Below are 24,524 nucleotides of genomic sequence, written 5' to 3'. Positions count from 1 at the left end.
ATATATTATTAAAAATATATAATATACGGAGTGTGACTTATGAATACAAATAACCCTCATATCATGCCGGAAATCGATAAAAGCCAGGGGCTTGAATTTGGTCTGTATACCCTCGGAGATCATTTGCCGAATCCGCATACAGGACAGAGAATTCCTGCAAGCCAGCGTATTAAAGAAATTATCGAAACGGCTGAGTACGCAGAACAGGCGGGAATTGATACCTTTCAGATCGGTGAGTCCCATCAGGATTATTTCGCGTCTCAGGCTCATCTGATTATTTTATCGGCCATTGCACAAGCGACAAAGCAGATAAAAATTGCTTCAGGCTCAACGATTATCAGTACATCGGACCCGGTGCGTGTATTTGAAGATGCATCGACAATCGATCTTATTTCAGGCGGACGCATGGAAATTATTGCAGGCCGGGCTTCACGTGTCGGGCTCTATGATTTACTCGGCTACAGTCTGAATGATTATGAAGCATTGTTTGAAGAAAAGTTTGATCTTCTGTTAAATATAAATGAAAATGAGTATGTGAACTGGCAGGGAGAATTCCGTGCGCCTTTAAAAAATGCTCATGTCATTCCGCGTCCCGAGAATGATAAGAACGGACTGCCGATTTGGCGGGCGGTCGGAGGCTCAATGGCCTCTGCCCATAAAGCAGGTCTCGCAGGAGTGCCGATGTATCAGGCGCACCTCGGAGGGCCGGCTGAAGCCTTTAAGAGCCGTATTGATTTATACAGACAGACGGCGGAAGAAAGAGGCTACGATGTGTCTAAACTGCCTGTAGCGACTGCTGGATTTTTCTTTGCACATGAAGATAAACTTGAAGCATACAGAAAATACTACCCTCATATTAATGAAGGCATGAAAAAATCGAACGGTCAGGGCTTCCCGAAGCAGGGCTTTGCCGAGGGACAGGATTATCGCAGTGTAATTAACGTTGGCGATCCTGATCTGATTATTGAGAAAATTCTTTATCAGCATGAATTATTTAATCATGACCGTTATATCGCCCAGCTGGATTTCGGCGGTGTGACACTGGATGATATTAAACGTAATATAGACATTATTGGCGAAAAGATACTGCCTGCCATTAAAAAATATACAAAACCACAGGGGGAACAATAATGAAAGCAGTAATCATCAGCGGTTCAGTCGTCGGGAGCAAAACGCGGAAAGCGACGACGGCACTCAGAGAAAAGGTTGAATCATTAAACGTTCACGAAGTTGAATATATCGACTTAAAAGATTACGATATGCCGTTCAGCGATGGCAGAAATTATTTGGACTACGGCGGTGCGACAACTGAAGCACTGACTAAAATAATGGAAGCGGATGTCGTATTTATCGGCACACCGATATTCCAGGCATCCATACCGGGGCCTTTAAAAAACTTATTTGACTTGCTGCCGCCGGATGCTTTTCTGAATAAAACCATCGGCATGATTATTACTGCCGGCTCACTCAGACATTATCTGGTGGCGGAACAGCAGCTGAAACCGATTCTGTCATATATGAAAGCAAATATTGTTCCGGGATATGTATATATTCTGGATCAGGACTTCGGCTCAGAAGGAATCGAGAACGATGATATTCTGTTCAGGCTGGGTGCACTCGTGGATAATACATTTAATAATGCAGAAGCACACCAGGCGGTGCTTGAAAAATTTAACGATTCTTTCGGCTTTTAAATAAAAAACCTTTCAGGACAAAGTTCCTGAAAGGTTTTTTATCTGTCTTATCTGATTGATTTAAGTCCGTTAGCCCAGTTAACTGTAGTAGTGATTACAGCTTCAATAGTCGGATTGTGTATTTCAGCAGGTGCGAATTTAGACATTTCTTCAAAGTCAGTGAACAGGCTGAATGCACCGAAAGGTCCAACAGTTGCCACATTGAAGTTAGAAAGAATTTGACGCAGTGAAAGTGTTGCAGCAACACCTAAAGTTGAGCCGTAGCCAACGATTCCTGCTGATTTATTACCGAATTCAGGTCCGATGTAGTCAAGAAGGTTTTTCAGTGCCGGTGAAACAGCTTTGTTGTATTCAGGTGTAACAAAAATATAACCGTCAAGTGAATCAATTTTAGCTGACCAGTTATTGATTACATCAGAACCGTATTGTTTATTAGCCATTAACGGCGGTAAAGATTCTTTAAACAATGGTGCTTCGTAATCTTTAATATCTACGATTTCGAATTCAGCACCTGTATCTAATTTTTCAGCAAAGTCTTTAAGCCACTCTGCAACTTGTAAGTTAACGCGTGAGTCACGTGTACTTCCTGTAACAATACCAATTTTAGTCATTGTATAATTCCTCCGGAGTGTTCATTTATTATTAAGTTACATTTTGTAACTGATTATTAATATACAGTATTTCGAATTGAAAATAAAGACTTTTGCTTAATCTTTTCAGTGAAATTGTCATGATTACGTTTCCATGGTAAATTTAAAGAGATTTCATACGACAGGAGCAATGACAATGGATATAGAAATTCAAAAAATCACGGGCCGTCCGTCTAATGGAAAAATTAAAATGAAGGCCGGCAAAAGTCTTGCAGTGCAAATACCGTATGAGCTCGCTGAAACTTTTTCCGATACGATGGAGAAGGCAGGTGCCCATGTATTTTCAGGCGGCCTTTTATATTATAAACGGCTGAATTTAAAAGTGCATATTGAATATTTGAGAAAATGGTACAATAGTCCATTGAAAACAGAAGATTTAATCCGGCAGTTTAATATTACAGACTCCGTATCAAGCCTGTCAAAGTTGAACCGGACTGAAATTCAGAAACTGGCTTATATCCATGCTCTGCTCAGCAATAATCAGTATATAGTTTTTATCGATCCATTTTTAAATACAGTTAATGATAACATTCATCTGTTTCATAAAATGAAAGACCAGCTTATTCAGCAGGAGAAATCACTGTTGGTTGCATCGTCGAGACTGGAAGATGCCTTTATAGTTCAGCCGGATGTTATGAAATTAAGCGAACAGGGGCTCGAGACAGTTGAGACAACGGATAATACTGAAGATGACAGCTCTTCTAATGTGAGCAAAATTAAAGTGAAAGCACATGATAAAACGATTTTTGTCACTATAGAAGAGATTGAATATCTGGAAAGTCATGATGGTAAAGTATACATTAATCTCGGCTCGGAGAAATTTATAATGGAATCGACCCTGCAGGGGGCAGAAGAACAGCTCGAAGCTCACGGTTTTTACCGCTGCCACCGTTCTTATCTCGTTAATCTTCATAAAGTAAAAGAAATTATTACATGGTCTAAAAACACTTATTCTGTCATTATCGATAATTCGGAAAAGTCCAGAATCCCGTTATCCCGAACTAAATTCAACGAAATACAGGATAAATTACTAAAATTATAAAAAGGTGACCTTATGAATCTATTTAAAATACGGGCGACGATATATAGAGATATTAGAGAATATTTTACAAACTATGCAGTTCTGACAGTCTTGCTCATGCCTCCGATTATGGCTTTGATGTACAGTACACCGGCACGCAATGTCAAAGAGGATTTGCCGGATGTAATGATATTTATACTCCTCGGGACAGCACTTGCTTCAATAGCAACCAATGTTCCCTTAATGTTATACGCCGAAGAAAATGAACATGGTTTATTGAAGCTTGTCACACATAATGTATCGGATTTAATGAATGGTATAGCAGGCAGAAGTATACTGGTGTTATTTGTTACTGCAGCAGTTACTGTTATCTCGCTCCTTATTGCAGGACAAGTAGATGTGCTCAGCTGGCCTCTTGTATCAGGATTAGGTATTGCAGCTTTAGTATTCCTGAATTTAGGATTAATTGCGGGACTGCTTGCTAAACTGCAGTCGACTTCGACTGTTTACGGTGTGGTCGTCTTGTTTTTATTAGGAATGACACCTATTATAGAAACATTTTTTCTGAATGACAGCCATCTGTTAATGAAACTGGCTGAATGGACTCCTGTATATCAATTAATGGCGATACATAATAACGCTGGTGTAATGCCCTGCGTTATTATGCTGGTATGGTTAGGTTTGACGACCTTCTCAGTCTATTTAGCAGTGCTGAAACGTGCTAAAACATTGTAGTACAGTTCAGAGCTGTGCTGTACACTTCGGAAATTTAACAGCCCGGCGGATAGATATAGTACACAGTTCAATATTTATTTCCTACAACTCACCGTGATTATATCGCGGTGTTTTTATTTTGCGTCTAAACTTTAGTTAAGAGAGCGGAAGCAAAATAATTGGAGGTAATCATATGAGCATGATCCAGGTAAACGAACTTGAAAAGTCATTCGGCAATGAACGCGCCCTGCGCGGTATTACATTTAATGTGGAAGCGGGACAGATTTTCGGGCTGCTTGGCCCGAGCGGTTCGGGGAAGACCACAACTATTAAAATTATGACAGGTGAATTTAAACCGTCGGGCGGAGAGGTGAATGTTAATAGCTACAACTATAAACAGTTCGCGAAAAATGACTATGTCAGCAGCCTTGGGATTTTATCTGATAAAAGTTCTTTGTATGAAAGGCTGACAGTCAAAGATAATCTGGAGCTGTTCAGAAAACTGTACAATGCGCCGAAAGGGTCAGTTGAAAAAGTACTGAAAGATGTAGGACTGGAAAGTGAAATCGATAAAACTGTATCCAAGTTATCCAAAGGAATGAAGCAGAGAATTCTTTTATGTAAAGCGGTCATTCACAGACCGGCGATTTTATTTCTCGATGAGCCGACATCGGCACTCGATCCGACGACCACTGAAAAAATTCACGACATGCTTGAGGAGCTGCGTGATGACGGGACGACTATTTTACTCACGACACACAATATGGATGAGGCAACACGTCTATGTGATAAGGTCGCCTTTTTGTATCAGGGAATTATTCAGGATTCGGGGGCGCCATCTGACTTAAGGCATAAATACAAACGCGAGGAAGTCCATATTACTTATAACGACGGCACGATGAAAACAGTGGAGAAAAAAGAGGAAAACAGACAGCTGCTTAATAATGTACTGTTCAGCGAAGAAGTTGCCGATGTCAGAACAGATTTCCCGACACTTGGAGAAGTGTTTAAAAAAGTAACTGGTAAGGAGCTGGTTTAAATGAATATGACAAGAGCGATGGCAATATTTGAAAAAGACCTGAAAGAATTTATGAAAAATATGATGCTGTTTACATCGGTGCTGATTCCAATACTGATGGCGGTGTTCTTTTCAAGAGTGGGAATCGGCGCAGGGGCAGAAGGCGAAATGCCGCCGGAAATACTTGGGATTCTTGCAGGTGTCGTCTTTTCTGCCGTAATGTTCAGTGCGGTTATGACGATGATTGCTGAAGAAAATGAAAAAGATACGTTAAGAGGACTGCTGCAGTCGCCGGCGACAATTATCGATATTATTCTCGGCAAGAGCATGGTTGTGACGCTGATGACAATAATATCACTCGTTGCTTCAATTATAATTATTGGACCGGAAAACTACTGGACTGTGGAAAATATAATCAGTCTCGTGCTGACAGGACTGTTTTTCCTGAATGTGGGAATAGGGCTTGGCCTCGTTGTAAAATCAGTTGCGACGACATCGGTATATATTATTCCGATTATGTTCATCTTCGGTTTTACACCGTATATTGAAATGCTGGTTACAGATCCGGACAGCACAGCGGTCAAGATTGCAGAGTACTTTCCGATATATCAGCACATGTTTGTGCTTGAAGGCAGCGGCGGAGCAATGGAATTTATCATTCTGGCTGTCTGGGTCGCGGTGAGCTTCCTGCTCGTGCTGTGGGCATTTAATAAACGTAAAAATGATGAATAATATGTAAAAAGCACCGGAATCCTGCGGGTCCGGTGCTTTTTTAATGTATGGACGTCGCAGTTTTCGCAGCGGCGACACCCGGTAAAACCAGAACACCCTCAAGCTCACTCCTCAAGCCAATCTTTAAAAATATCATCAATATTTACCTTTGTTATATGATAAAATAACACACATATATATTTCGAAAAAAATCTGGCAAAGGACTATGAACTATGCATTATGAAATCGCACCAGCAAAAATTAATTTAACTCTGGATACGCTGTATAAACGCGATGATGGTTATCACGAAGTCAGTATGGTAATGACGACCGTTGATTTAAACGATAATTTATCGTTTGAAAAACGGAAAGACAGAAAAATCATCATTGAATCCGATCATCAGTTCGTGCCGACTGACCGGCGCAATCTTGCCTATCAGGCGGCTCAGCTGATGATGCGCCGTTACAAAATTAAAACAGGCGTCACGATTAATATCGATAAACATATTCCAATTGCTGCAGGTCTTGCCGGCGGTTCTGCCGATGCTGCCGCGACGTTCAGGGGAATGAATGCGCTGTACAATCTCGGTGTCGGACTCGATGAGCTCGCGGCCTTATCATCAGAACTCGGTTCCGATATTCCTTTTTGTGTATACGGCGGCACTGCGCTCGCAACCGGACGCGGCGAGATTATCGAACGGCTGCCAAGACCGCCGCATGCATGGGTGGTGCTGGCAAAACCGTCTGTCAGTGTGTCTACAAAGACAATTTACGGCGCACTGAAACCTGGAAAGAATAAGCCGGCATCGGAGTTAATGAAAAAAGCAATTATAGACGAGGATTACGAACAAATACTCGGAACATTGAAAAATGATCTTGAAGAAGTAACGGTGAAAAAATATCCGCAGGTCAGAAAACTGCTCGACAATATGAAAGAATCGGGCGCTGACGGTGCGCTGATGAGCGGCAGCGGGCCGACCGTGTTCGGCATCGTCAGAAAAGAACGCCAGTCTATTCATCTGTACAACGCAATGAAGGGGTGCTGCGCTGAAGTTTATCGAATTAGATTGCTGGGATAAGTATTAAAATCCGAACTTATATGGTAAAATCAATACCTATAATACGGTTTAGGAGTTAGACTATGAAATATAAACGCAGCGAACGGCTGGTCTACATGACCCAGCATTTAATTACGAATCCAAATAAATTGATACCCTTGACGACTTATGTCGATAAATTCAGCCAGGCTAAGTCTTCTATCAGTGAAGATATACGCATTATTAAAGATGTCCTCAATGCTGAGGGTCTAGGTGTGCTTCAAACGACGGCGGGCGCGAACGGCGGCGCGATGTTCATCCCTAAAATAAGTATAGAGCGTGCAGAGAATATTATCTCGGAATTTAAAACGGAACTCGAAGCGCGCGAGCGTCTTCTTCCGGGCGGCTACTTATACATGTCGGATATTATGGGCGATCCGAAGATGATGAATGATATCGGTGATTTGATTGCGACGATGTACGGTGAACTGGAAATTGATTCAGTCGTCACAATTGCGACAAAAGGAATTTCGCTCGCCAATGCTGTGGCGCGCAAACTGAATGTGCCGGTGGCCGTTATCCGTAAAGATAACAAAGTGACGGAAGGTTCTACAGTTTCGATAAACTACGTTTCCGGCTCAACGCGTAAAATTGAGACGATGGTGCTGTCAAAACGCACGCTTAAAGAAGGCTCCAACGTTCTTGTTGTGGATGATTTTCTCCGCGCCGGCGGTTCGATTACCGGTGTGACAAATCTGATGGAAGAATTCAACGCGACAGTGGTCGGTGTCAGCGTGCTGGTTGAAGCAAAAGAAGTTGCGAACCGCAGATTTAACGATTACACATCATTGCTTAAAGTATCAGAAATTGATGAATTTAACGAATCATTTGTAGTTGAAGAAGGAAACTGTTTAGATTACATTACAGGCAAGTAGATTTATTTTAAATTACGGAGGATGATTAAGATGCAGCCAATTAATTCTGACAAAGCACCAGCAGCAGTAGGACCATACAGCCACGGAGTGAGAACGGGGAATTTATTCTATTCTTCAGGCCAGGTGCCGCTGACATTGGAAGGGGAGATTGTTTCAGACGACGTCGCTGAGCAGGCAAGACAGGTTCTCGACAATATTGGAGCTGTACTGGAAGCGGCCGGTCTCGGCTACAGCAATATTGTAAAAACGACTATTTTTATCGCCGATATGAACGACTTTGGAGTGATTAACGAGGTTTACGCTAAGTACTTTACGGGTAAATTACCTGCAAGATCATGTGTAGAAGTTAGTCGTCTCCCATTAGATGCAAAAGTGGAGATCGAGGTCGTTGCATCTTTCGAGTAACTGTTGATTTGAGTGGGGTTCTAAGCTAGATAGGTTTTACACAGAAGATCTAAAACACAAATCTATGGAGGAACAGACACATGAAAATAACAGACGTAAGACTAAGAAAAGTCAACAATCAGGATACAAGAATGAAAGCTCTCGTTTCTGTAACATTTGATGAGTCATTTGTTATTCACGATTTACGTGTAATAGACGGTAATAACGGACTGTTCGTTGCGATGCCGAGTAAGCGTACGCCGGATGGAGAGTTCAGGGATATTGCCCACCCGATTAATTCCGGCATGCGTCAGCATGTACAGGAAGAGGTAATGCGTGTTTACGAGGAAACTGCTGACCCTGCTGAAGAAAAAGAGGAAAAGGCGAGTGAGCCGACTGTGGAATCAGACCCGGCTGATGATGAAGAAACACCGGAACACGTTGATGAAGAGACCGCCGACGATTCAAACACTGCTAAAGAAGAAAAAGTGAAAAATGAAGATTCTCCAAAAGTATCGGAAGATACTGCAGAAAATGATAAATAGACAGAGAAAGTCTAGGCCGGGCCGGTGTGGTCCGGCCTAAGTTTCGTCTTGAAAGATACCATGGACTGAAATATAATTAGAATATCGTATTATAATGGGGGTTAATTATGCAAACGAGAGTGATTATTGTTGCTGCAGGTGTCGGCAAGAGAATGAATTCAAAGAAACCGAAAGTATTGCATGAGGTCTGCGGAATTCCGATGATTACGAGAGTAATTAACACCGTGAAAACGGCGGGAATCAGTGATATCCGCGTCGTGTCAGGTTCAGGGCAGGATGCGGTTGCTGAAATTCTGCCGGAGGACGTTAAAATAACAGTCCAAAAAGAACAGCTCGGCACGGCACATGCTGTTAAGCAGACAGCACCGGAACTCAGCGAAGCTGAAGGCGAGACACTGATTATCTTCGGGGATACGCCGCTGATTTCCCCGGAAACGGTCAGAAATTTAATCGCTGACCATGAAAAAACGGGGCTGAAAGCAACAGTTTTATCAGCCTATGCAGATAATCCGACTAATTACGGCCGCGTGCTCCGTAAAGAAAACGGCACGGTCAAAGAGATACTGGAAGAAACTGAAATCACGCCTGAACAGGAAGAAATTAAAGAAGTCAGCGCAGGCGCTGCTGTTTTTAATAACCGTGAACTGTTTAAAGTGCTCGATAAAATTTCGAATGATAATCCTGAACAGGAGTATTATCTGTCTGATGCCATCGGTCTTTTGAGCAGTAAAGGTGCCCGCGTCGGTGCGTTTGTCACCCCGGATAAGAATGAAATTATTAATGTGGACAACCGTCTGCTTTTAGCACGTGCCTCAGAACTTTTAAGGCAGCGTATCAACGAGCGGCATTTGGAACAAGGTGTGACAATTATCGATCCTTCGAACACATACATCGATGAAAGTGTTAGAATTGGTATGGATACTATTATTTATCCTAACACTGTTATTAAAGGCGATACGGTAATCGGAGAAAATGCGATTATTTCGGCCAATTGTGAAATCAGCAACAGCGTAATCGGCGATAAGGCGGAAATTAAACATTCTGTAGTAACCGATGCAGAAGTCGGCAGCGGCACAACTGTCGGCCCATATGCGCAGCTGCGCCCGGGAGCAAAACTGGGAGAAGCTGTGAAGATTGGAAACTTTGTTGAAGTTAAGAAATCGGAGTTAAAAGACGGCGCGAAAGTATCGCACCTGAGCTATATCGGCGATGCGTTCATCGGCGAACGCGCAAATATCGGCTGCGGCGCGATTACTGTTAATTACGACGGGGTCAATAAGTTTAAAACGACCGTCGGAGCAGATGCTTTTATCGGCTGCAACACCAATCTCGTAGCGCCTGTATCGGTAGGAGAACGTTCTATTACAGCGGCAGGGTCGACGATTACGGACGATGTGCCTGATGACAGTTTGGCGATTGCACGAAATAAGCAGACGACAAAAGAAGGCTATTATAAAAAATAATACTTGGAGGATCAAAATGTTAGCTTCTAGTAATCAAAACAAAAATTCTAAGATGAAATTATTTACGTTGACAGGCAACGAACCATTAGCACGTGAAATTGCGGAACATATCGGTATCCCGCTTGGTAAATGTACTGTAAACCGCTTTTCGGATGAAGAAGTCCAGGTCAACGTTGAAGAAAGTGTGCGCGGCTGCGACGTATTCGTTATTCAGCCGACAAGCCAGCCGGTAAATGAAAACCTGATGGAATTGCTGATTATGCTTGATGCGCTGAAGCGCGCGTCAGCCAACACAATTAATGTTGTTATGCCGTATTACGGCTATGCCCGCCAGGACCGTAAGAGCCGTGCACGCGAACCAATTACAGCGAAGCTCGTTGCAAACATTATTGAAACTGCAGGTGCAGACCGTGTGATTTCACTTGATCTTCACGCCCCTCAAATTCAAGGATTCTTCGATATTCCAATCGATCATCTGATGGGAGTACCGATTTTAAGTGATTACTTCCTTGAACATGAAGGTATTGACCTTGAAGAAGTAGTTATCGTTTCGCCTGACCACGGCGGAGTGACCCGTGCTCGCCGTATGGCAGACCGTTTGAAAGCTCCAATTGCAATCATCGATAAACGCCGTCCGCGTCCGAATGTGTCGGAAGTAATGAACATCGTTGGAGAAATTAACGGGAAAACCGCAATTATTATCGACGATATTATCGATACAGGCGGAACGATTAAAACAGCAGCGCAAGCCCTAGTGGACAAAGGTGCCAAAGACGTTTACGCATGCTGTACGCACCCGGTGCTGTCAGGTCCGGCAATCGAACGCATTCAGGACTCTGTAATTAAAGAGCTTGTCGTAACCAACTCCATCCAGCTGCCGGAAGAAAAGAAAATCGAGAAAATTACGGAATTGTCTGTTGGCGAACTGCTTGCTCAGGCGATCGTGAGAGTTCACGAACAAGAATCAGTGAGCATTTTATTCGACCAAACATGATAATTTAGCAGTTTTTTTACAAACTGCTGTATTTTGTGGTATTATAATGCGTGGCTATGTGTTAGGATAGGCGTTATTATAATAGACTTGTATTAGATGAAAGGTGGAAATAATTATGGCTAAATTAGCCTCAAACAGAAGAGCTGAGAAATCAAAACAGTCAGAACTTAAAGAATTACGTCAAAATGGTAAAGTGCCTGCTGTCGTATACGGTTTTGAAACAGAAAATACATCATTATCAGTAGATGAGAACGAATTTATTAAAGTAATTCGCGAAGTCGGACGTAACGGGGTTATCGACCTTGAAGTTGCTGAAGGAACTACTCAGGTAATGGTTAACGATTATCAGTTCGATGCACTTAAGAACCAAATTACTCACATCGACTTCATTGCAATCAATATGCAGACTGAAGTAACGGTAGAAGTACAAATCGTTCTAGCGGGCGAAGCACCGGGACAAAAAGAAGGCGGCGTTCTTGAACAGCCATTATTCGAAGTGTCTGTAACGGCTAAACCGGCTGATATTCCAGAAACTATCGAAGTGGATATTTCTGAACTTAACATCGGAGATTCAATTCACGTTGAAGACATCCGTTCTAAAGGTAACTTCGTGATTGAAAACGAAGATACTGATGCATTAGTAATCGTAAGTGCGCCAACTGAAGAGCCGGAAGAAGATGAAAACGCTGAAGAAGAAAGCGTGGAAGTTGAAGCAACTGCTCAGAAAAATGATCAGGCGGACGAAGAGTAATAACAAGAAAAATAACAACGGCGGTGGACTTTCCATCGCCTTTTTTAACGTTGATGAGGTGATGGAATGAAATGTTTTATCGGTCTCGGAAATCCGGGTCCAAAATATGAAAAGACACGTCACAATATCGGATTCATGGCGATAGACAGATTGAGCAGTGATACTAACATCGATCTTGATAAAACGAAGTTTAAATGTCATTACGGCACAGGTTTATTAAACGGAGAAAAAGTGATGCTCGTTAAGCCGCAGACTTTTATGAATTTATCAGGTGAAGGTGTGCGTCCGCTCATTGATTACTACAATATTGAACTTGAAGATATCGTCGTTATTTACGATGATCTGGACTTGCCGCTTGGCCGGATCCGTCTGCGTCAAAAAGGAAGCGGCGGCGGGCATAACGGCATCAAGTCACTGACGCAGCATTTCGGAAGTGAAAAATATAATCGTATCCGTCTCGGTATTGAGCGGCCGCCCGCAGGTATGCCGGTAACGAACTATGTGCTCGGTAAATTCTCTGAAGCGGACTCGAAAATACTGGACAAGGTGCTCGATGTATCCAGTGAAGCCTGCCGGAGTTTTGTTACGGCACCGTTTTTAGACGTGATGAACAAGTATAATGGTGATGTCAATGCATAAAAAAATAAGCGCTAGAATACTAAACGATGAACGCGTCAAAGGCATTTTAAATTACAAGAGTGATAAAAATCTGCTCGTCACAGGTGTAAATGATGACTTTAAACCGGTCCTGCTGAAAGAACTGACACAGAATTCAGCGGAACCTCAAGTCGTTTTTGTTGAAAACAACCATCACATGGAGAAGCTCGCCAACAGTATGATGGACGTTATGGACAATGTATATACATTCCCTGTCGGCGATATTATGATTGAAAGTTTATCAAAGCAAAGCCCTGATTTTATGAAAGCAAGAATGACTGCATTATATGCACTTGCTCATGAGAAACCAGGGCTCTTTATCGTACCTGTACACGGGCTTTTAAAACCGCTGATGCCAAAAGACAAGCTGCTGTCTTATGAAAGAACGCTGCAGCTCGGCGGCACGGTAAATTACGATGAGCTGATAGAATTCCTCGTCAGCCTGGGATATAAGCGCATGAATCAGGCTCAGAACTTTGGTGAATTTGCGGTCCGCGGCGATATCTTTGATATTTACATGCATGACTCTTTTCTCCGCCTGGAACTTTTCGATGATGAAATTGATTCGCTCCGTCTGATTGACCCTGAAACACAGCGGTCTCTTCAGAATATCGACAGCATTACGCTGGAACCATATGCAGAGTATATTGTTGAGGCGAGCGAGCGCGAAGAGCTGCTCGGTAAAATTGATGAATTATACGAACAGACCGCTGAGGGGCTTGAAGGTGTAACGAAAGAAGCTCTGGAGGAATATTATGATGTTGTGACGCATCCGGATCAGCTGGTGAACCACCTTGCGCAGTTTGCGCATCTTTTGGAAGATCACGATAAATCGCTGCTTGACTATTTAACGCCCGCTCACCGGGTGTTCGTCGATGACGTCAATGCCGTGAAAACTTCTTATGATGCGGAGTTTGAAGCAGTGCATAACTATTTCGCTTCAGTGATGGAAGCGGGACAGATGTTCACCGGGGCAGCTAATTATCTGGAGGGTCAGTACGAGCGTCTGTTAAATATTAAAGGCGTGACATATTTTAATTTATTTATGAAGAGCATGCCTGTCGCTATCGGTGAAATGATTAAAATCTCTGTTAAACCGACGGAAATCTATTATGGCCAGTATGATATTCTCGCATCGAATTTAAACGGCATGCTGGACAACGATTATTTAGTCAACATTATACTGCGCGATGAAGATGAACTGAATAAGACGAAACAGCTGCTGGAAGACTTAAAGATACCGAGCTTTATTAACGATATCCCTGAAGATTCGGGAATAGTACTGACTACAGGCAGCATGGCGACAGGATTTATTCTGCCGTATATGAGCGCTGCGATTTTAACATCGAAAGAACTGTACAATAAAGTTCAAAAGCGCAAAAAGCGTAAACAGAAAATATCTAATGCTGAAAAGATTAAATCCTACCAGGAATTAAATGTCGGGGACTACATTGTCCACGTGCATCACGGGGTCGGACGGTATCTCGGCATAGAAACGCTGCAGGTCGGCGGTATTCACAGTGATTATATGAAACTGCAGTACAAAGGGACTGATCAGCTTTACGTGCCGGTGGACCAGATGGATCTCGTGCAAAAGTATGTTGCGAGTGACGACGGTTCGCCTAAAATGCATAAACTTGGCGGCGTGGAATGGAAAAAAACGAAAGCCAAAGTTGAAGCGAACGTCAACGATATTGCTGAAGAATTAATCAGGCTGTATCAGGAACGTGCACAGTCGAAAGGTTTCCAGTTCAGTCCGGACACCGAAATGCAGGAAGCGTTTGAAGCGCGCTTCCCGTATGAACCGACGCCGGATCAGCTGGCAAGCGTGCATGAGATTAAGAAGGATATGGAAGATCCGAAACCGATGGACCGCCTCTTATGCGGCGATGTCGGCTACGGTAAAACTGAAGTCGCAATCAGAGCTGCTTTTAAAGCGGTGCAGGATGGCAAACAGGTGGCATTTTTAGTGCCGACGACGATACTTGCCGCCCAGCACTTCGAAAGTCTGATTGAGCGGATTGAAGATTATCCTGTCAATGTTGCGATGATGTCGCGCTTCAGGACGGCAAAGGAAAACCGTGAAACAGCAGAGGGCTTAAAAGAAGGCCGCATTGATATCGTTGTCGGCACGCACAAAATACTCGGCAAATCGATTGAGTATAAAGATCTCGGCCTTTTAATTGTCGATGAAGAACAGCGTTTCGGCGTCAAACACAAAGAAGCAATTAAACAGATGAAAAATAATGTCGATGTGCTGACTTTAACGGCGACGCCGATTCCGAGAACTCTCCATATGAGTCTGACGGGCGTTCGGGATTTATCAGTAATAGAAACGCCGCCTGAAAACAGGTTTCCGGTGCAGACTTATGTTTTGGAATATAACGGGAATTTTGTTAAGGAAGCAATTGAACGGGAACTTGCGAGAGGTGGCCAGGTGTTTTATCTGCACAACAGAGTCGACACAATTTATAACAAGCAGGCGCACGTTGAAATGCTGGTGCCGGATGCATCGGTCGGTGTTATGCATGCCAAGATGACGGAGAAGCAGATCGAAGAAACGATGCTCGATTTCGTCAATGGTGAATTTGATGTTTTAGTCACAACGACGATTATTGAAACCGGTGTGGATGTGCCGAATGCCAATACGCTGATTATTGAAGATGCCGACCGCTTCGGCTTAAGCCAGCTGTACCAGTTGCGCGGCCGGGTCGGCCGTAGCAACAGAATCAGCTATGCATATCTCTTCCATCAGCCGAATAAAGTGCTGACGGAAGTGGCGGAAAAACGTCTCGAAGCCATTAAGGAATATACAGAACTCGGCAGCGGTTTTAAGATTGCTATGCGCGATTTGAATATCCGCGGCGCCGGTAACCTGCTCGGTAAGAACCAGTCAGGATTTATCGATTCGGTTGGTTATGAGATGTACAGCGACATGCTTGAAAGTGCAGTCCAGGAAAAACAGGGGATTGAACAGGAAGAAGAACCGGTCAATATTCCGATTAATATTGAAGCGGATGCCTATATTCCGGCGACTTACATTACCCATGAACAGTCGAAAATAGATATTTACAAGCGTTTAAGAAAAGCGAATTCACTGGCGGATATCCAGGATATTGAAGATGAGCTTATTGACCGTTTCGGTGAATACCCTGAAGAAGTCGTGAATTTAATCGAACTCGTAAAAGTGAAGGTTTACGCGCTTATGTTCGGTATTTACAAAGTGTCGGAAGATGCGCGGCATTATTATCTGAACGTTTCAAAAGCCGCGACGGAAGAAATCAGCGGCGAAAAACTGTTCCAGGATACACAGGATTACAGCAGAATATTGAAAATTTCAGTTAAAGACGGGGAAATCCGTTTAACGATCCGTTCTAAAAATATTAAGGAACTCGTTAATATTATGAGCGCAATACAGGACAGCAGAATGGAGGCAGTCAGATGAACACGATAAGAATTATCGGGCTCGGCACATCGGACACCGATAAGATGCCGCTCGGCGTTTACAAAGAGCTGAAAGCCGCCGGGAAAATATATGTGCGCACGCTGGACCATCCCGCAGTAAAGATGCTGGAGGATGAAGGGTCCGAAGTTATAAGCTTTGATTCTTACTATGAACAAAATGATACTTTCGAAGACACCTACGAACGCATTACAAACACCCTGCTGAAAGCAGCTGAAGCAGAAGATGTACTCTACGCAGTGCCGGGTCATCCGATGGTCTATGAAACAACGACGGAACGTCTTTTGGAGGCCGGTAAAACTGGCATAGTCCATGTGGAGCTTGCAGGCGGACAGAGTTTTATCGATGATGTGATTACAGCGCTTAAAATACCGGTGAATGAAAACTTCCAGCTGCTGGACGGGACGGCGCTCGATGTACAGGACCTTGATTACAGAAAACATACACTCATTACCCAGGTCTACGATCAGCTGTCTGTCAGCGAGGTGAAGGTCACGCTGCTCGAGTATTATAATTATGATGCTCCGGTATTTCTAGTGGACAAGGCCGGCAGTATCGATGAAAAAATTATCGAGAGCACAATTGCAGAGATAGACTTTCATGTGCCGGACTCCAATCTCCTGTGCATGTTTGTGCCGAGAGCGGCCGGGGAACAGTACGATAACAAGTCGCTCGGGCATATGATTAACATTTTTGACAAACTCGTCGGTGAAGACGGCTGTCCGTGGGATAAGGTGCAGACTCATACATCGCTTGAACGGTATTTGCTTGAGGAGTCATATGAAGTTATTGAAGCCATTGAGAAAGAAGACGATGACGGTCTGGTTGAAGAACTTGGAGATATTCTTCTGCAGGTAGCACTTCATGCCGCCATCGGCAAGAAAGACGGCTACTTTGACTTTTATGACATACTTGCTTCGCTGAATAAAAAAGTAGTGCACCGTCACCCGCATGTCTTCAGCGATGAAACAGTTGAAAATATGGATGACTTAAATAAAGTCTGGACGAAAGCTAAAGAAGCGGAAGGCAAGAAGCCGAAAGTGAAGCATGAAAAAGAATATGCTGAGGCGATGCTGAAGTGGATGAAAGAAACAATTCACAAAGATATACCGCTGCATGACATTATTACAGAGGATGATGATTATGAGACTCGATAAATTTCTAAAAGTATCAAGAATCATTAAACGCCGCACGCTTGCAAAGGAAATCAGCAGCGAAGGGCGCATTGAAGTAAACGGGCGGCCCGCCAAAGCAAGTACAGCACTTGCAGTGGGGGATACGCTTAAAATCCGTTTTGGCCGCAGTATTGTGACGTATGAAATACTGGAACTGAACGAGAAAGCGAAAAAAGATGAAACAGACCGGATGTATAAAGTTCTAAATGAAGAGAAAATTGAAAAAGAATCAGATTTTTAATAGATTGTCACGTATTTTTCCTGTATCTTGTATATAATAGATAGTGAATACAAGATAAAGATTGGATGTGACAAGATGAGCAATAAGGTAGTCAGACTCCTGAATAACTATACGAAAAAACGGGATAGCGAAAAGAAGCGGTTAGCGAGTGAATCGCGTGTTTCACGCCGCCGTACTATGTTTTTTGGAAGTATTCTTCTCGGGATTGCCATCGTACTTCTGCTCGTTGCATTCAATCAGAAACAGGCAAATGAAGAACTGTACAGTGAAGTACTGGCAACGACTGAAGTGCTGGAAGATAAAAACAAGCAGCATTCCGATCTCGAACAGCAGATCAGGCAGCTTAATGATGATAATTACATCCTGCGTATCGCACGCAGCGAGTTCTTTTTATCCGAAGAAGGGGAATTGATATTTAACCTGCCGGATCAAGAGGGAGAAGAACAGGAGCAGGCTGAAGAATAATCATTGCTTATATAATGATTATTCTTTTATTTAATGGTAATATAGGAATGTATAATGATTTTGGGAGGATATTAAATAAACATGTCAGTTGAAGCGGGCAGTAAAGTTATCGGCAAAGTTACAGGAATCAAACCATTTGGTGCGTTTGTTCAGTTGCCAGGCGGAAAAACAGGGTTAGTTCACATCAGTGAAGTAGCTGATAAGTACGTAGAGGACATCAACGAACATTTAAAAGTCGGTGACGAAATCGAAGTTAAAGTGCTAATGATAGGTGACGATAAAAAGATAAGCTTATCTATTAAAAAAGCACAGGATAAACCAAAACCGAAACCGCGTGCAAAAACACCGTCTCCGGAAGACTTTGAGAAGAAATTATCAGGTTTCTTAAAAGACAGTGAAGAAAGAATGTCTACAATTAAAAGACAAGCAGAATCGCGCCGCGGCGGAAGAGGACGTAAATAATTATATTAAGAGGCCGGAGCAATTCGCTCTAGCCTTTTTCTTATTTATTGAGAGTGGGGAGACGGTGAATGATGAGCTTGACAATCAATACTGCATGGAACCCGGATGACAATATCGCTCTGGCCTTGTCCGGCGGCATAGATTCCATGGTGCTGTATCATCTTCTGACCCGGGAATATAAACATACATACAAAACGCTCACTGTCCTGCATGTCAATCATAATGTGAGAACGGCATCAAAAGAAGAAGCGGAATATATAGAAAAGATGACACGCGAGGACGGTATCCGTTCAGAAATTGCAGTACTGAACTTTACGGAGGGTTTTTCTCAAGGTGAGGGCAGGATCAAACGATATGAATTTTTCGACGCTGTAATGAAAGAATTAAATATTCAGCACCTGCTGATGGGGCATCACAAAGATGATCAGTATGAAACGGTGCTGCAGCAGCTTTTGACCGGGCGTCATCTTTATGGAAATCTCGGGATTCCGGATATAAAGGATAAAGGGGCTTACACGATTGTCCGCCCCTTTAGAGAGGTAACGAAAGAGCAGATTCAGTCTTACCAGACATTCAATAAGGTGATCTATTTTGAAGATGCGAGCAATGCAGCTGATGACTATACACGAAACTATGTGAGACATCACATTATTCCGGAAATAAAACAAGCAGCTGCACTTGATATAGAACAGCTGTCTTACGTCCGTGAAGATATAAATGAGCTCAGTGATTTCGCTTATGATTATGCGGAACAATTCGTCAGCAGGTACAGCGGCAGGCTGCCGCGGAGCAAATATTTAGAGCACAGCAGCATTATCAGGAGATATATTCTTACTGTACTGCTGAACAGCGTGTCTGTGCGTCTCGGCAGGCCGGCTCTGGAAACGCTCGATAACCTGCTGCAGTCGAAGACGGCGCAAAGTGTATTCGATGCGGGGAGCAGCGCGGTTCATATCGAATATGAATATTTCCGCGCGGCGCCGGTGAAAGAACTGCCGGCGGATTCCTGTTTATCTATTGAGGATAACGGCGAGTTTATTTATAATGATTATCATGTATCTGTGAATCTGCCGGCGTCGGAACTGCCGCTGACGTTACGGATAAAAGCTGACGGCGACAGAGTACATATTAAGAATGTAGGTACAAAAAAAGTCAGCCGGCTGTTTATCGATAAAAAAGTTCCGGCCGGCGAACGGCTGAAAATGCCTGTCGCAGTCAATTCACACGGTATTATTATTGCAGTTGGAACAATTTGTAATATAATTGAACCATCTGAAAACAGACTATTAAAGATTACGAAGGAGTTTAATAATGACAATTCAAAATGATATAAGCGAGATTGTGTTATCGGTTGATGATATAGAAGCAATCAACCAGCGTCTCGGCGAGCGCATTACTAAAGATTACGAAGGCAAGGCTCCTGTGTTTGTAGGTCTCCTGAAAGGTTCTATTATGTTTATGGCAGACTTAATTAAACATATCGATACACATATGGAAATTGATTTTATGGATGTTTCGAGCTATGTCGGCACTAAATCAACAGGTGAAGTTAAAATTCTGAAAGACTTGTCTACATCAGTGGAAGGCAGACATATTATTATCGTCGAAGACATCGTAGAGACAGGCACAACTTTAAACTCTATCATTGAATTTTTAACGTACAGAAAAGCCGCATCGATTGAAATTGTGACGCTGCTCGACAAACCGGTTCCTGAAAGAAAACTGAATGTCGAAGTGAAATACATCGGCACTAAAATTCCGGATGGTTTCGTCGTCGGATACGGACTTGATTTTGAGCAGCAGTACCGCAATCTTCCGTATATCGGATTATTAAAACCTGAATTTTACAGTTAAATCATATGAGTGGAAGTTAAAGGATATTTTTGTTACTATTTTTTGTAATGCATTAGAAATGGAGGATTACGGATGCCGAAAAATACTGGCCGTAACATATTACTTATCGCCATTCTAACAGTTGTTATGTTTGGTATTTTCCAACGCTTTAACGGCGCCGGCCAAGCAGAAGAAGAGCTGCAGTATAACGAGTTCTTAGATGCGCTGGAAGCCGGAGAAGTTGCTGAATTAACGATTCAGCCAGAGAATAATGTTTATTTAATTACAGGTCGGTTAGCCGACCAGAACGAACAGGAGTCATTTACTTCTGTAGTTCCATATAACAGTGTTGATGATCTGGATCAGATTACGGATACAGCCCGCAGTCAGGATGGTCTGTCATTAACAGTAGCGCCGGAAGAAGAACCGAGCCCTTGGACGAGTATGCTGATTACTTTCATTCCATTACTGCTTATTTTCTTCTTCTTCATCTTCCTCATGAGCCAGGCTCAAGGCGGCGGTGGAGGCGGCGGCAAAATGATGAACTTCGGCAAGAGTAAAGCGAAGCTTCATGAAAAAGGCAAAAAATCAGATGTACACTTTGATGATGTCGCCGGTGCCGATGAAGAAAAAGCCGAACTTGTGGAAGTTGTAGACTTCTTAAAAGATCCGCGCAGATTTGACAGAATTGGTGCCCGTATTCCTAAAGGTGTCCTTTTAGTGGGGCCTCCAGGTACAGGTAAAACACTTATCGCACGTGCAGTTGCAGGTGAAGCAGGTGTGCCGTTCTTCTCAATCAGCGGTTCGGACTTCGTCGAGATGTTCGTCGGGGTCGGAGCTTCACGTGTACGTGATTTATTTGAAAACGCTAAGAAAAATGCACCTTGTATTATCTTTATCGATGAGATTGACGCTGTAGGACGTCAGCGCGGTGCAGGTGTCGGCGGCGGCCATGATGAGCGTGAGCAGACACTTAACCAGCTGCTTGTTGAAATGGATGGATTTGCAGAAAACGAAGGCGTTATTATGATTGCAGCGACTAACCGTCCTGACATTCTTGACCCTGCTCTCTTGCGTCCAGGACGTTTTGACAGACAGATTCAGGTTGGCCGTCCAGATGTTAAAGGCCGTGAAGCGGTACTTAAAGTACACGCACGCAATAAGCCTCTGGATGAAACAGTCGACCTCGCGGCACTTGCCCAGCGTACGCCAGGCTTCTCGGGTGCAGACCTTGAGAACCTGTTAAACGAAGCAGCCCTTGTTGCTGCCCGTTCAGGCAAGAAGAAAATTGATATGCGGGATGTAGACGAAGCTTCAGACCGTGTTATTGCAGGGCCGGCTAAGAAGAGCCGTGTCATGAGTAAGAAAGAACGAAATATAGTCGCTTATCACGAAGCGGGCCACACAATTATTGGTATGGTTCTGGATGATGCGGAGACAGTGCACAAAGTTACAATCGTTCCGCGCGGCCAGGCTGGCGGTTATGCGGTAATGCTTCCTAAAGAAGACCGTTACTTCATGACGAAGCCTGAGCTCGAAGATAAAATCGTCGGTCTGCTCGGAGGCCGTGTTTCTGAAGAAATCACCTTCGGTGAAGTTTCTACAGGAGCGCATAATGACTTCCAGAGAACGACAGGCATTGCACGCAGTATGGTTACCGAATACGGCATGAGTGACAGACTCGGACCAATACAGTTCGGTGAATCAAACGGTCAGGTATTCTTAGGTAAAGAAATGTCGAATGATGCAAATTATTCAGACAGCATCGCCTACGAAATTGACCAGGAAATGCAAAATATTGTGAAGACACAATACGAGCGCTGCCGTCAGATACTGACTGAACATCAGGAACAGCTCAACTTAATCGCTGAAACACTCCTTGAAATTGAAACTCTCGACAGAGAACAAATTGAAGGATTATTCTACCACGGTAAATTACCGGAACGCAGTTTCGATAATGAACCGGAAGAAGACGAAACAGTCAGCGATTCACTGGATAACGATAAAGCTGGTGCTTCATATGAAGAAGTTAAAGATAAGATGGACAGTGAAGACACTGCTGAAGAAAACAAGCAGGAAGAACCTGAAGAACGTCCGGATATGGTGGAACCGCCAAAACCGGAGGGAGACACTGAAGATCCTTCAGTGGACAGAAACAATGATGAAAGAAACAACAGATAGAAGACTGAGCTGCCTTTCCGGCAGCTCTTTTTTATGGCGTCAGGCAATGAAATTGACTATCTTTGACGTTTGATTTATTATGCATGATAGTGAACTTGGTTTATCATATAAAATGAAAAGAATTTCCAGTTGGAGGAATATATAATGAGTGATTATTTAATTAGAGGTTTAGGACTGAATGATGAAGTAAGAATATTTGCTGTCGATACGACAGAAACTATAAATGAAGCAGTACGCCGTCATGGTGCACTGCCGACAGCAGCAGCGGCACTTGGCCGTTCAATGACTGCAGGCGTCATCATGGGCGCTATGCTTAAAGGCGATGACAAGGCGACGATTACTATCGAAGGCGGCGGACCGGTTGGCGCTATCGTAGTAGACAGTGATGCACACGGACATGTGAGAGGATATCTCGGCAATCCGGAAGTGCACTTTGACTTAAACGACCAGGGCAAACTTGATGTGAGACGTGCTGTCGGAACTGAAGGATACCTGCGTGTAGCGAAAGATATCGGTCTAAAAGATAACTTTGTCGGTTCTGTAGAATTAATTTCAGGTGAACTCGGCGAAGACTTCTCGTACTACTTCTATGCAAGTGAACAGGTGCCTTCAATCGTTGCACTGGGTGTTTTAGTTAATCCTGATAACACAATTCAGGCTGCGGGCGGCTTTGTGATTCAGGTGCTGCCTTCAGCAAGCGATGAAACAATAGAATGGCTGAATGAGCGTGCGAAAACTATGACGCCGGTCTCTAAACTGCTTGCAAAAGGTTTATCGCCTGAACAGGTCATCGACGAAGCAATTGGTGCAGATAATTGGAGATCGCTTGATAACATGCCGGTCAGCTTTGAATGCAGCTGTTCGAAAGAGCGCTTCATTAATGCAATCAGCGCATTGGATCCGAAAGACATTATGACGATGATTAAAGAAGATGGCGGCGCGGAAGCGGATTGTCATTTCTGCCGCAACAAAGAATGGATTACAAAAGAAGAACTGCAGGAACTTATCACCCGCTAATTGTTTGAAAGCCGGCGGTTTTAATGGTATATTATTCATAGTTATTAACTAGGGATAGGAGTGTTTCTTGTGAACAGCGTATTCAATAACATTTCAGAAGCAATCGGCAATACACCGCTGGTAAAGTTAAACCAGCTGACTGATGAAAACAGTGCAGATGTTTATGTAAAAGTAGAGTTTATGAACCCGGGCAGTTCGGTTAAAGACCGCATTGCCTTAGCGATGATTGAAAAAGCAGAAGCAACAGGTGAATTAACTGCTGACATGACAATCGTTGAACCGACGAGCGGAAATACCGGTATCGGTCTTGCTATGGTAGCGGCATCAAAAGGTTATAAAGCAATTTTAGTGATGCCTGATACGATGAGCAAAGAGCGCCGCAACCTGCTGCGTGCCTATGGTGCAGAACTTGTTCTGACTCCGGGAGCAGACGGTATGAAAGGCGCAATTAAAAAAGCAACGGAACTTGCAGAAAAAGACAGTTACTTTATGCCTCAGCAGTTTGAGAATCCTGCCAACCCTGAAATTCACGCTAAAACAACAGGTAAAGAATTAGTTGAACAGGCGAATTCAGCAGGCTTTGCAATCGATGCGTTTATTTCGGGCATCGGTACGGGCGGAACAATCAGCGGTGCCGGCAAAGTACTGAAAGAAAACTTCGAAAATGTTAAAGTTGTTGCGGTTGAACCGACGGATTCAGCGGTCTTAAGCGGGAAAGAACCAGGACCTCATAAAATCCAGGGTATCGGTGCAGGATTCATTCCTAAGACATTAGATACTGATATCTATGATGAAATTATCGCAATTGAAAATGAAGAATCGATGGATACAGCGAGAGAACTTGCTAAAAAAGAAGGTATCCTCGGCGGTATTTCTTCAGGTGCTGCAGTTAAAGCGGGTCTCAAAGTCGCAAAAGAACTCGGCAAAGGTAAAAACGTGGTTGTTGTGCTGCCGTCAAATGGCGAAAGATATTTATCAACACCATTATTTAACTTCGAAGACTAATTTAAATAGAAAAACTCCGTCTGCTCTGCAGGCGGAGTTTTTTGGTGTGCTGTATATTTTATCCCGGAAATATTTGAAGGAATAATCATCTTTAAACATGTTATAATA

Annotated in this window: 24 protein-coding genes and 1 pseudogene; 24 read left to right on the top strand and 1 reads right to left on the bottom strand. The window is 43.3% G+C overall.

The window, feature by feature from the left end; translation table 11 throughout:
* The first annotated feature begins 39 nt into the window (after nt 1–39).
* Nucleotides 40–1,131: an LLM class flavin-dependent oxidoreductase gene (locus MHH58_RS11600; protein ID WP_341345960.1), complete on the top strand. Its 1,092-nt coding sequence runs from the start codon at nt 40–42 to the stop codon at nt 1,129–1,131.
* Complete coding sequence (locus MHH58_RS11595) at nt 1,131–1,694, top strand: NADPH-dependent FMN reductase (RefSeq protein ID WP_135099161.1); 564 nt, start codon at nt 1,131–1,133, stop codon at nt 1,692–1,694. The genes MHH58_RS11600 and MHH58_RS11595 overlap by 1 nt, the downstream gene beginning before the upstream one ends.
* Before the next feature lie 47 nt (nt 1,695–1,741).
* Here the strand turns inward: MHH58_RS11595 and MHH58_RS11590 are convergent, their stop codons facing one another.
* Nucleotides 1,742–2,305, bottom strand: a complete 564-nt coding sequence (locus MHH58_RS11590; protein WP_115883841.1) for an NADPH-dependent FMN reductase — start codon at nt 2,303–2,305, stop codon at nt 1,742–1,744.
* A gap of 175 nt (nt 2,306–2,480) precedes the next feature.
* On the opposite strand from MHH58_RS11590, the gene MHH58_RS11585 reads away from it, so the two are divergent.
* The 22 genes and pseudogenes from MHH58_RS11585 to cysK all read left to right on the top strand — a co-directional run bounded on the left by MHH58_RS11585 (nt 2,481) and on the right by cysK (nt 24,416).
* Nucleotides 2,481–3,386 carry a LytTR family DNA-binding domain-containing protein gene (locus tag MHH58_RS11585; protein WP_341345959.1) on the top strand — a complete coding sequence of 302 codons (906 nt, stop codon included), beginning with the start codon at nt 2,481–2,483 and terminating at the stop codon, nt 3,384–3,386.
* Nucleotides 3,387–3,398: 12 nt separating this feature from the next.
* Nucleotides 3,399–4,100: a hypothetical protein gene (locus MHH58_RS11580; RefSeq protein WP_341345958.1), complete on the top strand. Its 702-nt coding sequence runs from the start codon at nt 3,399–3,401 to the stop codon at nt 4,098–4,100.
* Nucleotides 4,101–4,272: 172 nt separating this feature from the next.
* Complete coding sequence (locus tag MHH58_RS11575) at nt 4,273–5,118, top strand: ABC transporter ATP-binding protein (RefSeq protein ID WP_341345957.1); 846 nt, start codon at nt 4,273–4,275, stop codon at nt 5,116–5,118.
* Nucleotides 5,119–5,829 carry an ABC transporter permease gene (locus MHH58_RS11570; protein ID WP_341345956.1) on the top strand — a complete coding sequence of 237 codons (711 nt, stop codon included), beginning with the start codon at nt 5,119–5,121 and terminating at the stop codon, nt 5,827–5,829. It begins immediately after the preceding gene.
* Between the two features lie 212 nt (nt 5,830–6,041).
* The gene (gene ispE, locus MHH58_RS11565; RefSeq protein ID WP_341345955.1) at nt 6,042–6,887 is read left to right on the top strand and encodes a 4-(cytidine 5'-diphospho)-2-C-methyl-D-erythritol kinase; all 846 of its coding nucleotides are present in this window, start codon (nt 6,042–6,044) and stop codon (nt 6,885–6,887) included.
* A 62-nt stretch (nt 6,888–6,949) separates the two neighbouring features.
* Nucleotides 6,950–7,780 carry a pur operon repressor gene (gene purR / locus MHH58_RS11560; RefSeq protein WP_135099153.1) on the top strand — a complete coding sequence of 277 codons (831 nt, stop codon included), beginning with the start codon at nt 6,950–6,952 and terminating at the stop codon, nt 7,778–7,780.
* A 30-nt stretch (nt 7,781–7,810) separates the two neighbouring features.
* Nucleotides 7,811–8,185: a RidA family protein gene (locus MHH58_RS11555; protein WP_135099152.1), complete on the top strand. Its 375-nt coding sequence runs from the start codon at nt 7,811–7,813 to the stop codon at nt 8,183–8,185.
* An 80-nt stretch (nt 8,186–8,265) separates the two neighbouring features.
* Nucleotides 8,266–8,568, top strand: a pseudogene (gene spoVG, locus MHH58_RS11550) (septation regulator SpoVG); the annotation flags it as partial.
* 248 nt (nt 8,569–8,816) lie between these two features.
* A complete protein-coding gene (gene glmU, locus MHH58_RS11545; protein ID WP_341345954.1) occupies nt 8,817–10,172 on the top strand; it encodes a bifunctional UDP-N-acetylglucosamine diphosphorylase/glucosamine-1-phosphate N-acetyltransferase GlmU in 1,356 nt (451 codons plus the stop codon).
* A gap of 16 nt (nt 10,173–10,188) precedes the next feature.
* Nucleotides 10,189–11,166, top strand: coding sequence for a ribose-phosphate diphosphokinase (locus MHH58_RS11540; RefSeq protein WP_115883851.1), 978 nt, complete (start codon nt 10,189–10,191; stop codon nt 11,164–11,166).
* Nucleotides 11,167–11,281: 115 nt separating this feature from the next.
* On the top strand, nt 11,282–11,917 hold the full coding sequence (locus MHH58_RS11535; protein ID WP_341345953.1) for a 50S ribosomal protein L25/general stress protein Ctc: 636 nt from the start codon (nt 11,282–11,284) through the stop codon (nt 11,915–11,917).
* 66 nt (nt 11,918–11,983) lie between these two features.
* Nucleotides 11,984–12,556, top strand: a complete 573-nt coding sequence (pth, locus tag MHH58_RS11530) for an aminoacyl-tRNA hydrolase (protein WP_341345952.1) — start codon at nt 11,984–11,986, stop codon at nt 12,554–12,556.
* Nucleotides 12,549–16,019 carry a transcription-repair coupling factor gene (gene mfd, locus MHH58_RS11525; protein ID WP_341346110.1) on the top strand — a complete coding sequence of 1,157 codons (3,471 nt, stop codon included), beginning with the start codon at nt 12,549–12,551 and terminating at the stop codon, nt 16,017–16,019. Before pth ends, mfd begins: the two co-directional genes overlap by 8 nt.
* Nucleotides 16,016–17,194, top strand: a complete 1,179-nt coding sequence (locus MHH58_RS11520; protein WP_341345951.1) for a MazG nucleotide pyrophosphohydrolase domain-containing protein — start codon at nt 16,016–16,018, stop codon at nt 17,192–17,194. The genes mfd and MHH58_RS11520 overlap by 4 nt, the downstream gene beginning before the upstream one ends.
* Complete coding sequence (locus MHH58_RS11515) at nt 17,181–17,453, top strand: RNA-binding S4 domain-containing protein (protein ID WP_115883856.1); 273 nt, start codon at nt 17,181–17,183, stop codon at nt 17,451–17,453. Before MHH58_RS11520 ends, MHH58_RS11515 begins: the two co-directional genes overlap by 14 nt.
* A gap of 75 nt (nt 17,454–17,528) precedes the next feature.
* Nucleotides 17,529–17,918 (top strand): FtsB family cell division protein, encoded by a 390-nt coding sequence (locus MHH58_RS11510; protein ID WP_115883857.1) that lies wholly within the window; start codon nt 17,529–17,531, stop codon nt 17,916–17,918.
* 81 nt (nt 17,919–17,999) lie between these two features.
* Nucleotides 18,000–18,380 (top strand): S1 domain-containing RNA-binding protein, encoded by a 381-nt coding sequence (locus MHH58_RS11505; RefSeq protein ID WP_341345950.1) that lies wholly within the window; start codon nt 18,000–18,002, stop codon nt 18,378–18,380.
* Nucleotides 18,381–18,448: 68 nt separating this feature from the next.
* Nucleotides 18,449–19,708 (top strand): tRNA lysidine(34) synthetase TilS, encoded by a 1,260-nt coding sequence (gene tilS / locus MHH58_RS11500; protein WP_341345949.1) that lies wholly within the window; start codon nt 18,449–18,451, stop codon nt 19,706–19,708.
* Nucleotides 19,692–20,234, top strand: a complete 543-nt coding sequence (hpt, locus tag MHH58_RS11495) for a hypoxanthine phosphoribosyltransferase (protein ID WP_228063490.1) — start codon at nt 19,692–19,694, stop codon at nt 20,232–20,234. Before tilS ends, hpt begins: the two co-directional genes overlap by 17 nt.
* Before the next feature lie 72 nt (nt 20,235–20,306).
* Nucleotides 20,307–22,394 carry an ATP-dependent zinc metalloprotease FtsH gene (gene ftsH, locus MHH58_RS11490; protein ID WP_341345948.1) on the top strand — a complete coding sequence of 696 codons (2,088 nt, stop codon included), beginning with the start codon at nt 20,307–20,309 and terminating at the stop codon, nt 22,392–22,394.
* A 144-nt stretch (nt 22,395–22,538) separates the two neighbouring features.
* Nucleotides 22,539–23,411 carry an Hsp33 family molecular chaperone HslO gene (hslO, locus tag MHH58_RS11485; RefSeq protein ID WP_135099133.1) on the top strand — a complete coding sequence of 291 codons (873 nt, stop codon included), beginning with the start codon at nt 22,539–22,541 and terminating at the stop codon, nt 23,409–23,411.
* A 69-nt stretch (nt 23,412–23,480) separates the two neighbouring features.
* Nucleotides 23,481–24,416, top strand: a complete 936-nt coding sequence (gene cysK / locus MHH58_RS11480) for a cysteine synthase A (protein ID WP_135099131.1) — start codon at nt 23,481–23,483, stop codon at nt 24,414–24,416.
* The last annotated feature ends 108 nt before the right edge of the window (nt 24,417–24,524 follow it).

The sequence above is a fragment of the Jeotgalicoccus sp. FSL K6-3177 genome (assembly GCF_038050175.1).
GTDB lineage: Bacteria > Bacillota > Bacilli > Staphylococcales > Salinicoccaceae > Jeotgalicoccus > Jeotgalicoccus nanhaiensis.
Note: the sequence above shows the minus strand (reverse complement) of the source record. Positions and strands in the feature narration are given on the sequence as shown.